Here is a 15,320-nt window from a genome sequence, read left to right as displayed (position 1 = left end):
CCAGAAATTACGAATATTGAGAAACTTCGCTTTGGTATAAATCCAATGCATCGTCCATAGTCATGTCCGCGGGAGGGGAAGCAACAGTTTGCGGACGAGCAGGTTCTGCTGCTTTAGCTGCTTTCGACTTTACTTGATATTCAATATAAATATTATCTTTACCAAAATAATCTCTGAGTTTAGCAAGTAATTCATCGAGAGGAGCAACTTTCCATTGCGGACCAAGTTGAAGCTCAGCTTGAGCATAAGGTTGATCAATCTGTAGCTGTAGAGTGATATGCTGATGCATATCTACATTGCAAAATGGCAAGATTATGTTTTGTAAATCTTTTGCCAAAGTGGCTTGCATAAACTCTTCTGCTAATTTGATCTGAATACTGTTAGCACGTTTTTGTCGTATTTCATTTAAAGTAAAAGCCTTGGTTAAACGGCCCATTGGACGTTCAAAGCCTTCTCTTTCATAAATTTCGCCTTCAAAGACGACAACACGCTCAACTTGGATAATATCTTTAAAACGTTGGAAACGTTCATGGTTGCAACTTACTTCAATACGAGCTGTACCATCATCTAGTACAATAACTACGCGATTTGGGAAATTTGCGACGTCAATGACTAAACCTGCATAGACTGTTGTAACACCGCGACGTGTAGCCGTAATTTCATTAAGTTTTACAGGAATAAAAGCTTTAAGCTCTTGGCGGTAAACATCAATTGGGTGACCAGTGAGATATAGACCAAGCGTATCTTTTTCGCCTTTTAGACGAACTTCATCACTCCACGGTTTAACGGGTTTAGCTGGCTTACGCTGAACTTCTTCAACCTCACCAAATAAATCCATAATACCGCTTTCACGGTTACTGCGCGCTTGTTCAGCAGCTTGAACAGCTTCAGGCAATTGTGCCATTAAGCTTGCACGTTCAATTCCCAAGCAATCGAGTGCACCCGCACGAATTAAAGCTTCAAGAGTACGCTTATTGATTTTCTTCAAATCAATACGATGGCAAAAATCGAATAGATCTGTATAAGGACCAAATTGTCGACGAGAGTCAATAACTGACTGCATTGCTTGTTCGCCAACGCCTTTAATTGCACCTAAACCATACACAATAGTTTTATCATCGCTCGCATGGAAATGATAAGTCGACATATTGACGGATGGTGGTAAAACTTCTAGGCCATTATTTCGGCAGTCATCAATTAAAAATACAACACTGTCAGTGTTCTGCATTTCCGATGACATTACTGCTGCCATAAACTCAGCAGGATAATGTGCTTTTAACCATGCAGTATGGTAGGCAACGAGGGCATAAGCGGCGGCGTGAGATTTGTTGAAACCATAGCCTGCGAACTTCTCCATATAGTCAAAGATATGGTTGGCTGTACTTTCATCAATTCCTTTTTCAGCAGCACCTGCCAAGAAGATTTGGCGTTGCTTAACCATCTCCTCAGGTTTCTTTTTACCCATTGCACGACGTAGTAAGTCCGCGCCACCGAGCGTATAACCCGCACAGATCTGTGCTGTCTGCATCACCTGTTCTTGGTAAACCATAATCCCGTAAGTTGGCTCTAATACACCTTCAAGAAGTGGGTGAAGATATTCAAAATCTCCACCATGCATACGGTGAATAAAGTCAGGAATAAGATCCATTGGACCAGGACGGTACAATGATACGAACGCAATAATCTCTTCAAATTTACTTGGACGTGCTTCTTTAAGCATTCGTTTCATGCCGACGGATTCAAACTGGAATACCGCTGTTGTATTTGCATCGGCAAAGACAGAATATGCTTTAGCATCATCAAGTGGAACATGCGAAATAATGAGCGGATCATTACTATCGCGATTTTTATTAATATTTTGAATTGCGTCTTCAATAACGGTTAAGTTACGTAAACCCAAGAAGTCGAATTTGACGAGACCTGCTGCTTCTACATCGTCTTTATCATATTGAGCAACACGGCTAGTTCCATCTTCATCACAAAGTACAGCCGAGAAATCGGTAATCTTACCGGGTGCAATAACAACACCACCGGCATGTTTACCAGTATTTCGGGTGATACCTTCTAGTTTTAATGCCATTTCCCAGATTTCACTCGCATCATCATTATCTGGGTTAGATGGATTGGTAACGATATCTTTAAGCTGGGGTTCCATCTCGATAGCAGTGGCTAAGTCCACACCGAGTGGTTTCGTAGGCACCATTTTTGAGATACGGTCAGCTAAACCGTAAGATTTACCTAAAACACGCGCAACGTCACGAATTGCACCTTTTGCTGCCATCGTACCGAAAGTTGCAATTTGTGATACGGCTTCACGTCCATAGGTACGGGAAACATAATCAATGACGCGGTCACGTCCGGCAATACAGAAGTCGACATCAAAGTCAGGCATCGAAACACGTTCTGGGTTTAAGAAACGTTCGAAAAGTAGATCGTAACGAAGAGGATCAAGGTCAGTAATTTTTAAACTATATGCAACGAGTGAACCCGCACCTGAACCACGACCAGGCCCGACAGGAACGCCATTATTTTTTGCCCACTGAATGAAGTCCATGACGATAAGGAAGTAACCCGGGAATCCCATTTTGAGGATAATACCAACTTCGTAATCAATTCGTTCATCATAAGGTTTACGAATCTCCGGCCAGTCTTCGCCACGTTTTTCGAGAGGGTAGAGATAATCTAAACGTTCTTCTAGACCTATTTTTGACAAATGCTCAAAGTAGGTGTCGATGGTAAAGCCATCTGGAATTGGATAGTCAGGTAAAAAGTAGGTGCCTAGTTGTAAGCTAACATTACAGCGTTTTGCAATGTTATAGGTGTTTTCGATAGCACTTGGGATATCTGAAAACAACTCAATCATTTCATCGGAGGTTTTAAAATGTTGCTCAGGACTATATAAGCGTGGACGACGGTCATCTGCTAATACATAGCCATCAGCAATACAAACACGTGCTTCGTGGGCCTCAAAATCTTCCTTTTCTACAAAGTGCACATCATTATGCGCAACTACACCGACATTATATTGGGCAGCAAGTTTAGCGGCTTCTTGAATAAAGTCTTCTTCACCAGGACGATCGGTGCGTGTTAAAGCCAGATAAACACGGTTACCAAATTTTTCGATCCATGCTTCTAAAAGCGGAGCTGCTTTTTGAGGGTTAGATGAGCAAAGCATCTGACCCACATCACTATGTTGGCCGAGTAAAACAATAATATCTTGATGCTGTTCAAGTACCCATTCTTTTTTTACACATGGAATACTGAGTTGTTGACCTTCAATAAAACCGCGTGAAACGATTTCGGTAAGACTTTTCCAGCCTACATTACTCATTGCAAGTAAAGTTGCACGATGTTGAGCATCGTCAAGGCGAATTGTGCTACCTAAAAGCGGTTTAATCCCTTTTTTTAAACAAGAATTATAAAATTTTACCGCAGCATGAAGGTTTGATAGATCGGTTAATGCCAGCGCAGGCATTTGGTCTTTAACCGCAGCGTTGACCAAGTCAGGTATGCGAACTATCGACTCTGTAATCGAAAATTCTGTATAAATACCGAGATGAACAAACTGCATAAACCAATCCTTAATACGACTGCAGCATAGTTTAGCACGCAAAGTTAAAACGAAATGCTTAATATTTTGGCAAACTGTTAAGGATTTTATTATTTAAGAAGAATGATTTGAATATCTATTGTACAGATTTAATATAAAAGAGCTTATTTTTAAGAAATAGGACCAACCCAAACTTTGTGTTTGGGCTGGTTGAAAAACTTAGTACTGCCAGAACATGCGCTGAATTTCTTTCGTGTCATTAGTCTTAGTAAGAGCTAAAGCTGCAAGAAGACGCGCTTTTTGAGGGTTTAAATCATGTGCTGCTACCCAACCATATTTAGAGTCAGGTTGTTCTGCATCACGTAATACGAAACCTTGTGCGACACGTGATGAACGGATAATTTGAATACCGTTTTTGTCGTGAAGATTTTGTAAGGTTGGTACGATATATTTTGGTACAGAACCGTTACCAGTACCTGCATTAATGATCGCTTTAGCACCAGCTTTTGCATACGCTTCATATGCATCTGGAAGCATAGAGTCCGAACCATAAACGATCTGTACAGTTGGAAGTGCATCGCCTTTAATATTTTCAATATTAAACTCTGAAGCATTTGTATGACGCTTTACAGATTGTCTGAACCAGTAAGGCTTGCCTTCAACCAATGTACCTAAAGCGCCCCATTGGCTAACAAAAGCATTGGTATGAATGTTAATGCCTTTAGTTACATCACGTGCAGCAAAAATAGAGTCGTTCATGAGAACCATAACGCCTTTATTTTTCGCATCATCAGAAGCTGCTAAAGCAACTGCACTATAAAGGTTAAGTGGACCATCAGCTGAAAGAGCAGTTGAAGGACGCATTGAGCCAACAAGTACAATCGGTTTATCAGTATGAACAACCAAATTTAAGAAAAATGCTGTTTCTTCTAAAGTATCTGTACCGTGTGTAATTACGACACCATTAACAGATGGCTTTTTAACAAGCTCATTCACTTGACGAGCAATTTCTAATAATTCCTTGTCAGTAATACTCTCAGAAGCGATTTGTAATGCTTGAATACCAGTTACATTTGCCAAATCTTTGATTTGTGGAACTGCGTTAATTAGCGTATCAACAGGAACTTTTGCAGCAGTATAAGTTGCACTATTTGCCGAGCTTGCGCCAGCACCAGCGATAGTACCGCCAGTCGCAACTACAACAACATTATTTTTTGCATAAAGTGGGAGAGAGCAGGCTAATAAGCCCATCGCTAAACCTAAAGATTTAACAGTTTTAGTCAACATCGAAAATATCCTTATGAAGTGACGAAGTAAAAGTTTGTTGAATATGACTGCTTTTCCTAAGCAAAATACATACCATGTAAAACATATTCATAACTTGTTTGAATAAGAAGCATCCTTGAATAGCATTTTGTTTCATCAACAATTGCTTAGTCATTGCTTTTATTTAGCGCTAATAAATAACATGAATAAAATAAAAAATCTATTAAGTTTTTCTAATTTATCTTGATTTGTTTACTTTTTAATATAAATAAAACAAATGATTTTTTTATCTGTATAAAATTAAAAAATAATAGAGATGTTTAAGTAATTTTTTGACATTTGATATTTTTATATTGTTGATTTTTATTGTTATAATTTAATATTAAGATGATTTTAAATTTTTCAGTATGAATTGAAAAATAATTCCATTAATTTAATATAATTTAATTGTTGTAAATTGAATTAAAATTTAATCACTTGGTATTTATTTTTAAAAATATAAAATTTGTTTGAGCAATTTTTATTCTATTTTTAAGGTTTGATTTAAGAAAATTTAATAGCAGTTTAAAGTCATTATTTAATATAAAAATATAGGTGAATTTCTGCCAGTAATTTTAAAATAAAAAAAGAGCAATTTTATAAGGTCATATAAAATTGCTCTTAAGTTGGGAGAGTGGGAGAAAAGAGAAACTTAAGCGGTCGTTTGTTCTTGAGTTGATTTAATTAATACTGGTTCTGGTAGTTCTTCAGTATCAGCCACTTTATCGCCTTCAAGCTTGGCAACAACTGCGGTAGCAATACTGTTACCTACTACGTTTGTTGCGGTACGGCCCATATCAAGGAACTGATCGATACCGAGCAATAAAAGGATGCCAGCTTCAGGTAAGTGGAACATAGTGAGCGTCGCTGAAATAACTACAATAGAAGCTCGAGAAACACCTGCAATACCTTTACTTGTTACCATTAGAGTTAACAAAATTAAGATTTGTTGAGTGAAACTAAGGTCAATATTGTAGGCCTGAGCAATAAAGAGTACTGCAAACGTGGTGTACATCATTGAACCATCAAGGTTGAATGAATAACCTAAAGGTAATACAAAGCTCGTTACTTTTTTAGGCACACCAAATTTATTTAGTGCATCCATTACTTTAGGATAGGCTGATTCACTTGAAGCTGTAGCAAAAGCAAGCGTTACAGGTTCACGAATTAATTTACCTAAACGGAAAATATCTTTTTTAAGTACGATTGCACCTACGGAGAATAAGATGATCCACAGTAATAAAAGACCAAAGTAGAACTCCGCGATTAAAATGCCATAGTCAACAATCAAGCCTAAACCTTGTACTGTAATTGCTGAAGCGATTGCTGCAAATACTGCAACAGGTGCAAACATCATGACGTAATCAGTAATACGGAACATGATTTTGCTGAGTTCATCAGTCAAACGAATGATAACTGAATCTTTTTCTTTGCCTTGATTTACAAAAGCAAGGGCTGAGCCAAAGAAAATAGAGAAAACAAGGACTTGCAAAATATCGTTATTTGCCATTGCTTCGGCAATACTGCGTGGGAAAACATGGCTTAAAAATGATTGTAGAGTGAAGCCTGTAGTCGCTGGAGCAGAAGAGCTACTCAATTGTTGCGCAGTTGGTAATACTAAATCTAAAGCTGCACCTGGTTGGAAAAAGTTTGCCAGACCCATACCGATAGCAAGCGATACGAACGAAGCAGTAATAAACCAAGTCATTGATTTAAGGGTGATACTGCCGATTGATGTCGATTTCCCCATTGATACAATGCCTGAAACAATAGTGGCAAATACCAATGGAGCAATAATCATTTTGATAAGGCGTAAAAAGATATCTGTAGGTATGTTGAGATAAGAAGCGATTTGCTTCAATTGTTCACCCTCATTAAAGAAGTGGTGACAAATCCAACCTGTCAGTATGCCAAGTAAAATAGCAACAACAATATACTTGAGCAATTTCTTTTGCTTCATATGAACCTCTATCCATTTGATTCAATCATCCTTTGATGGGATTTGAATGATTGAAAGCTTTCCTTGTTAGTTCAGTTCGGTCGTTCTAACGATGTTATCTTCCTAGATCTGTATCTGTTTTAACCGAATCGAATATGGCGATGTTGTTATGGAGATGGATTGTTGCTCGATTTTGAAGCAGTGTGAAATGCAAAAAAATATTGATTCATGCATTTTTTGCATAATAAAGGTTAAGTAGATTGAAGGAAATCAAGTAATTTAAAACGTATGGTAAAAAATATATAAATCAAAAAATTAACTAATTCTTGAAGTCGAAAGAATCATAAAATTTATAAAAATAATTTAAATACAATAATTTATTTTTTGTTGGTAACGTTGTTATGTGGTTAGGAGATTCTTCTTTTATAAAAATGAAAAAAATAGAATTATAAAAAAGGCACCTATTTAGAGATGCCTTTTTTGTTATGCATTTTTTTAACGACGATTGGCTAAGAAACGACCTAGACGGGTAATTGCTTCACGTAATTCATTTTCAGCAGGTAAGAAAACCACGCGGAAATGATCAGGTGTTGGCCAGTTAAAGCCTGTACCTTGCACCAATAACACTTTTTCTGCACGTAGCAAATCAAGCATTAACTTTTCATCATCTTCAATTGGGTAGATGTTCGGGTCAAGGCGCGGGAAACAGTACATTGCTCCATCTGGTTTTACACAACTTACGCCTGGAATTTCATTAAGCATTTCCCAAGCAATATTACGCTGTTCATATAAACGGCCACCAGGACGGATCAAGTCATTAATTGATTGATAACCGCCTAGGGCAGTTTGAATCGCATATTGAGCTTGAACGTTTGCACATAAGCGCATTGACGCTAACATGTCTAATCCTTCGATATAGTCGGCAGCACGGCTTTTATCACCCGTAATTGCCATCCAACCTGAACGGAAGCCTGCAATACGATAAGCTTTTGATAAACCATTAAAAGATACACAAAGCTGGTCGCCCGCTAATGACGCTACTGAAACATGTTCAATACCGTCATAAATAATTTTGTCGTAAATTTCATCAGCAAATAAAATTAGATCATATTTTTTTGCAATCGCTACTATCTGTTCAAGGATATGGCGCGGATATACAGAACCCGTAGGATTGTTCGGGTTAATGATGACAATACCGCGAGTATTCGGAGTAATCTTGCTTTCAATATCAGCAATATCTGGATACCAGCTATTTTCTTCATCACATTTATAATGAATTGCTGTGCCGCCTGAAAGATTAACTGCTGCTGTCCAAAGCGGATAATCCGGCATTGGAATCAGCATTTCGTCTCCATCATCTAATAGGCCTTGCATAGCCATTACGATGAGTTCAGATACGCCATTACCAATATACACGTCATTGACATGCATATTGAGAATTCCTTTTTGCTGGTAATACTGACAAATTGCTTTACGAGCAGGGAAGATACCTTTTGAGTCAACATAACCAATTGCATTTGGTAAGTTTAAAGCAACATCATTAATAATTTCTTGTGGTGCTTCAAATCCAAAAGGAGCTGGGTTACCAATATTCAACTTGATAATCTTATGTCCTTGCTCTTCCATTTCATTGGCGGCTCGTAAAACTGGCCCACGGATGTCATAACAAACATGCTCAAGCTTCGATGATTTTTTGATTTCTCGAGTAGATGGCATGGAATGGATGGTAGCAGTATTTTTAGACATAACGGGATTCACTTTTGCATATCGGTATAAATAACTTTTAAATGTTTTAACTGTTACCAAATTTAGATCATGTTGATCTTTCAATAGTTCAACAATTTTTTCATGGGTAAAACCCGATTGTTGATATTGTTTGATAATTGGTAGTAGTTGTTGGAAAACCACACTTTTTTTCTGAGACATGTTCTGTCCTATACAACCGTGCGCACTTAGAATAGCACTATGTTTGCTTGCTTTAAAGAAGATTAGTAATAAATTTGCTTACTTTTGATTTTATATTTTGCTTACTTTTTGCTTTTTGTTCTTTATATGTTTAAATTCCAACAAATTTTACGTTCAGAGACTAGTGTTTTTGTGATGAATGGCGTAAATATAAAACTCGATCATCAGAAATGTTTACTTCAGAATAAAAGGTGTATGTCATGGGAAAAGTCAATAAAACAGACCGGGAATGGCAAAGAGAGTTATCACCAGAAGAGTATCGGATTACACGACAAAAGGGCACTGAACCTGCATTTACGGGGCAATACTGGAATACTAAGCAACATGGTACCTATGTTTGCCGTTGCTGCGGCGCAGAGTTGTTCTCATCAGATACCAAATATGATAGCGGTTGTGGTTGGCCAAGTTTCTTCCGTCCTATCAATGGTACAGTCATTGATGAACATGAAGATTTAACGCATGGTATGGTCAGAACTGAAATTGTTTGTCATGATTGCGAGGCTCATTTAGGGCATGTATTTGAAGATGGACCACAGCCGACTGGTTTGCGCTATTGCGTAAACTCGGCATCATTACAACTTAAAACAGAAGAAAAAAATGATGAGGAAACCTATCCATGAGTAATATTTATCAGTTTGAAGCTGAGCTGTTAGAGGGTGAAGTTAAGCAGTTCGCTGATTACAAAGGTAAAGTTTTATTAATTGTAAACACTGCGAGTAAATGTGGTTTTACCCCACAATTTGCTGGTCTCGAAAAACTTTATGAAAAATATAAAGATCAAGGGTTGGAAGTTTTAGGTTTTCCCTGCAACCAGTTTGGTGGGCAAGATCCAGGAAGCAATAAAGAAATTGGTAGCTTCTGTCAGCGTAACTATGGGGTGAAATTTCCTATGTTTGCTAAAGTTGATGTAAAAGGTCCGGAAGCCCATGTAATTTTTAGATATTTAACACGTGAAGCTAAAGGTATTTTGGGCAGCAGTAGCATTAAATGGAACTTTACTAAATTCTTGGTAGGTAAGGATGGCGCTGTTTTAAACCGCTATGCGCCTACAACTAAACCTGAAGCTTTAGAAGCTGATATTGAAAAAGCTTTAGCGAGTTAATTGTTTAAATGAACGCTATTCCTCAACCTTTTGAGTTTTGGCAAGATGTGCGAATGCCGTATGTTGAAACCAGAAGGTCCTGTTTTAGCCGAACATGTTATAAATCTCATAGTCATCCAACGTTTTCTATCGGGGCTATAGACGAGGGGAATAGCGTTTTTCAAAGTTCATTTGGTACGCCCCAAAAAATTGATGCTGGTACTTTGGTGATCGTACCCGCACATATTGAGCATTCATGTAACCCTTTGCCAGATCAGGCTTGGAGCTACCAGATGCTACATTTGGACATAAGGTGGTTAAATCAGCTGTATTCAGAATTTCGACAACATGGTTTGGATTTGCTTCTGCCTCAGCATAAGCCGCTCATAATAAAAGAAGAAACTTTATATCAGGCTTTTTCTGATATGAATGAAACTTTATTTGATCCTGAAAAATTAATTATTGAAAAAGAACAGTCGCTGATCTATTGCCTTACCCAGCTATTACTCCCTCATTTCGTATTAGAAGAAATACAAAAAACTGAATATTTGTATGAAGATTTTTTGGACTTAATTCATATTATTAAATCGTCAGAACAATTTATTTCTCTTGAAGAGCTTGCAGAGCAGGTTGGTCTTAGTCGATATGCAATCATTCGTTTATTCAAGGCCAATGTCGGTTTAACCCCACATGCATTTCAAATTAATTTAAAGATTAATCAAGCCAGAGCTCAATTAAAACAAGGGATTTCACTTGCAGAGCTAGCTGTCAATTTAGGCTTTAGTGATCAAAGTCATTTTCATAAAGCTTTTAAGGCACATACAGGAATTACTCCTCGACAGTTTCAACTTGCAGCCGCGCAATAATTTACAAGAAATTATTTTTCTCTATTTTTAAGTTACTCCATACAGTTTTAAAGATGAAATCGTTATGGAAGTTTTTTGGGTTATCGCCTTTACTCACTTTTTAGCACTACTTTCTCCGGGTCCAGATTTTTTTCTTATTCTGACCAGTCTTTTGCAAAAAGGAGCGCGTTATACCTATGGCGTTATTCTGGGAATTACTTTGGGTAATGCTCTTATCTTAATGGTATGTATATTTGGATTTATGGTGCTTGGCAATTTAAGTACAACGATTCTTTTAGTACTTAAATGGCTGGGGGCTGGATATTTAGCTTATTTGAGTTTTCTTTGTTTTAGAGCCACTCAAGGAACAAACTTAAATATTACTGTTGCTGAAAATAGTTTGGTTGAACAAGAGTCTAGTTATAAAAGTAAAGTTAAAAGCTTAGCTCTGGGTTTGCAATCCAGTCTTCTTAATCCTAAAAATATTATGTTTTATAGTAGTTTAATGCTGCTTATTCAACACGAATTTAGCTTATTTCAAAAATTACTAATGAGTATATGGATGACAGGAGTGGTTCTTGGATGGAATTTATTATTAGTTCATTTATTACGTCAAGAGCGGGTATTAGCACAGATTAAACGTTCTGCTAGAGGAATATATTATTGCTCTAGTCTGGCTTTCATTTTTTTCGCAGTGTTATTGGTTGTCTATAGTTAATATACATTGCATAGCCTTCTAAATAATACTGAAGGCTATGCAATTTTGCTGGGTTTAAAGAATCGCTTTTAAACGTTTAACGACTTCTTCACATTGTGCCAAATCTGCTACTAAAGCCATACGTACATGGTTGGCACCAGGATTACCTTGTTCGGTATCACGAGATAGGTAACGACCTGGTAAAACCTTAATATGTGCTTTTTCCATCAGCATCTTGGCAAAAGTTTCATCATTATCTACTTTTAACCAGTAATAAAAACCGGCATCAGGTTTTTGTAATGGCAGTAAATGACCTAGCTCAGATTGGAATAAATCAAACTTTGCACGGTATTGCTTACGGTTTTCTTCAACATGGTTTTCATCATTCCATGCTGCGATTGAAGCAAGCTGGTGTTGTACTGGCATTGCAGCGCCGTGATAGGTGCGGTATTGCAAATATGGCTTTAACAGATCGGCATCACCCGCTACAAAACCTGAGCGCAAACCCGGCAAGTTTGAGCGTTTTGAAAGTGAATGAAATACGATACAGTTTTTGTAGTCATCACGACCAAGCTCAGCACAAACTTCTAATAGACCAGTAGGTGCTTGATCAAACCAAAGCTCTGAATAGCATTCATCAGAAGCAATAACAAAATTATATTGATCAGATAAGGCAATTAGCTTTTTAAATTGTTCTTTAGAAAGCACAGTACCTGTTGGGTTACCTGGTGTACATACAAAAAGAAGGGCTGTCTTTTCCCAAACTTCTGCTGGTACAGCATCAAAATCACCTAAATAGCCATTTTCTTCCGTGCAATTAATGAAGTATGGCTTTGCACCTGCAAGTAAAGCTGCACCTTCATAAATTTGATAAAATGGATTCGGCATCACCACATAAGGTGCATCTTCACGATTAATTAATGCCTGTACAAAAGAGAAAATGCCTTCACGTGTACCAGAGACAGGCAAGATGTGGTTTTCAGCACTAATGCTATTAAGTTTAAAGCGCTTAGTTAACCAATCTGCAATGCTTTGGCGAAGCTCTGGTAAGCCTTTACTGTTTGGATAAGTTGATAAATGGTTAAAGTTATCAATAATAGCCTGTTTAACAAACTCTGGTGCTGGATGCTTAGGTTCGCCAATTGATAGAGGAATCAAGGGAAGGTTAGCAGGAGTAGTATCCTTAAAAAGTTGGTTTAACTTTTCAAATGGATACGGGTGTAATAACGACAAGCTAGAGTTCATTAAACAGTTACCAAGTAGTTGAGTTTCAGTGCTGACAAATTTGATTAGATGCTTCATCTAATGCAGCTTTCAGTTTTTCCGAGAAGAGTTTGACCTCTTCGTTATTCAGCGGTTTTCCATCTTTTTTGGTGACAAAGAAAATATCTTCGGCACGTTCACCTAAAGTTGCGATTCGGGCTGAATGGATGTCTAAACCTTGCATCATAAATAAACCACCCACGCGTGCAAGTAGACCGGGGTGATCGAGTGTTGAAATTTCGACCATATTTTGCTGTAAGGCTTCATTTAATGTTACGTCGACTGTATTTTCAATATCGAAATGACGTAATTGACGTGGAATACGACGTTGCATGAGTCCCGGATATTGGTCTGGTTGGCTAAGGGCTTTCACTAATGCATTTTTAACGGTTTCTTCACGTTCTGGGTCGGTAAGCAATGTCCCGAAACGATCAAGTACAACATAAGTGTCTAAGCTAAATGCTGTACTTGCCGTGATAATTTTTGCATCCTGAACGTCTAAGTTCATTCGGTCTAAAACGGCAACAGTGGTGGCAAATAGGTTAGGTTGATCGCGAGTATAAATAAAGATTTGCACCGCATCTTGAGCTGCTTTACGGTGAGCACGCAAGAGGACTAATGGTTCTGGATTATCACCGTGTTTTAAAATTGCTTGTGTATGCCACGCAATTTCATCCGCTGATTCTTTAATGAAGTATTCATCACCTAGTTCTTGCCATACTTTTTCGACATCTGCCAATGCGAAGTTATTTACCAGCAATTCACTTGCTGCAAACTTGGTGTCTTCAATCAGCATTTGGTAGTCAACAGGACGGCCTAAACCTGTACGGATTACATCACGAGCATGCGTATAAAGCTGACGCATGAGAGAAGCGCGCCATGTGTTCCATAGTTTTGGATTTGTCGCGTTAATATCGGCAACCGTTAAGGTATATAGATAATCAAGATGCTCCATATCGCCCAGTTTTTCAGCGAAATCTTTAACAACATCAGGATCAGAAATATCTTTTTTCTGAGCGGTCAAAGACATGAGCAAATGGTTTTGAATAAGCCATGCAATTAATTTACATTCACGCTCTGTAAAGCCATGTGCACGGCCAAACTCAATCGCGTCTTCTGCGCCAAGTTCGCTATGGTCACCACCGCGACCTTTTGCAATGTCATGGAATAAAGCAGCAATAAAGACAATATCTTGACGAGCAAGACGTTGGAAAACTGAACTTACTACAGGGAATTCTTTGGCAAATTCAGGTTCTCTAAAACGATTTAAATTACGCAGCAATAATAATGTGTGAGCATCGACCGTATAGATATGGAATAGGTCATATTGCATAAGGCCCATAATTTGGCCAAAAGCAGGTATATAGTTTCCTAAAACCCCATAACGTTTCATCGCAACCAAGGTATCGTATAAACGATATGGTGAACGAATAATCGACATAAACAGTGCTTGATGCTCTGGATTATCGCGATAACTTTGGTTGATTCGTTTTGCAGCAAGAATAAGTAAGCGTAAAGTCCGAGCGCGGATTCCTTCAATATCTGGTCGATTGGCTAGAATATAGAACAACTCTAAAATCGCGCTTGGATGCTCTGCGAATATTTTATGATGTTGTACGGCAAGTTTATTATCGACAATTTTAAAGTGATCGTTAACAACTTCAATTTTGCGTTCATAGTTGGGCAGTCGAGGAGTAATCACTGACTCGCTAAAATACGCAAGCAACATTTCATTGAGTGTTGAAACTTGCTGCGCCGTACGGTAGTAGCGTTTCATGAACTGCTCAACACCATAATTTACAGGTTGGCCTTCTTGACGAACATAACCAAATTTAGCGGCAATTTCCCTTTGGTGGTCAAAGAGTAAACGGTTTTCATCACGTTTAGCTAAACGGTGTAAATGATGTCGAATTTCCCAAAGAAAACTTTCAGCTTCTTCTAAAACTGCCAATTCAAACTCTGAAATGAAACCTAAATGCACTAAGTCATAAATACGATTTACGCGAAAGTGACGTTTGGCTATCCAGCCAATTTGGTTAATGTCACGTATACCACCCGGTGCATTTTTAATGTCGGGTTCTAAATTACTTTCAGTATTGTTGTGTTGATGGTAACGCTTGGCTTGTTCGGCCATTTTTGCGTCATAGAATGTTTTGTCAGTCCATGTCTGCGAAACAATACGGCGAGGCCATTTCGCAAGCTGACTATTGCCAGTAATTAACCGCGCTTCAATTAAAGTTGTTGCAACGGTTAAATCGGTAGCAGCCTGTTCAACACAGCTTTGAATCGTGCGAACACTAATGCCGGGTTTAAAGTTTCCAACGTCCCATAAAGAAGAAATAAATGTAGAGATACGTTTTTCGTTTTCTTCGTTAATTTCATGCTCCGATAGGATCATGATATCGACATCGGAATAGGGCAACATTTCACGGCGCCCATAACCGCCTACAGCAAAAAGGCCCAGTTCTGTCTGATCGAGTTCAGCATGTTTCCATAAAAAGATCAGTGCTTCATCTACTAAATCTGAACGGGCTTTAATGATTTCACGAATAGATTGCCCATTTTCATATGAATCTTGCAACTGTTTTTCTACATCCGTTCGCCACTGATTAATGGCTTTAATATCATGATGACTTGAGACATAGTTCAACAATGGCGATATATTGATCATGAAA

General features: G+C 38.1%; 10 protein-coding genes. 4 read left to right on the top strand and 6 right to left on the bottom strand.

The annotated features are described in order from the left end of the window. Window positions 1-7: 7 nt before the first annotated feature. The 4 genes from dnaE to ACYU0V_RS10315 all read right to left on the bottom strand — a co-directional run bounded on the left by dnaE (window position 8) and on the right by ACYU0V_RS10315 (window position 8,720). Window positions 8-3,571, bottom strand: a complete 3,564-nt coding sequence (dnaE, locus tag ACYU0V_RS10330) for a DNA polymerase III subunit alpha (RefSeq protein WP_461847318.1) — start codon at window positions 3,569-3,571, stop codon at window positions 8-10. Between the two features lie 198 nt (window positions 3,572-3,769). Continuing rightward, window positions 3,770-4,837 (bottom strand): type II asparaginase, encoded by a 1,068-nt coding sequence (locus ACYU0V_RS10325; protein WP_014206524.1) that lies wholly within the window; start codon window positions 4,835-4,837, stop codon window positions 3,770-3,772. 670 nt (window positions 4,838-5,507) lie between these two features. Then, a complete protein-coding gene (locus ACYU0V_RS10320; RefSeq protein ID WP_002114420.1) occupies window positions 5,508-6,815 on the bottom strand; it encodes a dicarboxylate/amino acid:cation symporter in 1,308 nt (435 codons plus the stop codon). A 474-nt stretch (window positions 6,816-7,289) separates the two neighbouring features. Next, window positions 7,290-8,720 (bottom strand): pyridoxal phosphate-dependent aminotransferase, encoded by a 1,431-nt coding sequence (locus ACYU0V_RS10315; protein WP_014206525.1) that lies wholly within the window; start codon window positions 8,718-8,720, stop codon window positions 7,290-7,292. A 239-nt stretch (window positions 8,721-8,959) separates the two neighbouring features. Here ACYU0V_RS10315 and msrB point away from each other — a divergent pair, with 239 nt between their 5' ends. The 4 genes from msrB (at window position 8,960) to ACYU0V_RS10295 (ending at window position 11,403) form a co-directional block, all read left to right on the top strand. After that, window positions 8,960-9,379: a peptide-methionine (R)-S-oxide reductase MsrB gene (gene msrB / locus ACYU0V_RS10310; protein WP_057085714.1), complete on the top strand. Its 420-nt coding sequence runs from the start codon at window positions 8,960-8,962 to the stop codon at window positions 9,377-9,379. Further along, window positions 9,376-9,861, top strand: coding sequence for a glutathione peroxidase (locus ACYU0V_RS10305; RefSeq protein WP_005069704.1), 486 nt, complete (start codon window positions 9,376-9,378; stop codon window positions 9,859-9,861). Before msrB ends, ACYU0V_RS10305 begins: the two co-directional genes overlap by 4 nt. Before the next feature lie 8 nt (window positions 9,862-9,869). Further along, the gene (locus ACYU0V_RS10300; protein WP_005069700.1) at window positions 9,870-10,706 is read left to right on the top strand and encodes an AraC family transcriptional regulator; all 837 of its coding nucleotides are present in this window, start codon (window positions 9,870-9,872) and stop codon (window positions 10,704-10,706) included. Window positions 10,707-10,770: 64 nt separating this feature from the next. After that, the gene (locus ACYU0V_RS10295; RefSeq protein WP_461847314.1) at window positions 10,771-11,403 is read left to right on the top strand and encodes a LysE family translocator; all 633 of its coding nucleotides are present in this window, start codon (window positions 10,771-10,773) and stop codon (window positions 11,401-11,403) included. Window positions 11,404-11,457: 54 nt separating this feature from the next. On the opposite strand, the gene dapC is transcribed toward ACYU0V_RS10295, so the two are convergent. Next, complete coding sequence (dapC, locus tag ACYU0V_RS10290; protein ID WP_025469676.1) at window positions 11,458-12,627, bottom strand: succinyldiaminopimelate transaminase; 1,170 nt, start codon at window positions 12,625-12,627, stop codon at window positions 11,458-11,460. A gap of 25 nt (window positions 12,628-12,652) precedes the next feature. After that, a complete protein-coding gene (gene glnD / locus ACYU0V_RS10285) occupies window positions 12,653-15,316 on the bottom strand; it encodes a [protein-PII] uridylyltransferase (protein WP_000608324.1) in 2,664 nt (887 codons plus the stop codon). Window positions 15,317-15,320 lie beyond the last annotated feature (4 nt).

The organism is Acinetobacter sp. X9 (assembly GCF_054889255.1).
This window is presented reverse-complemented; position numbering and strand designations above follow the sequence as displayed.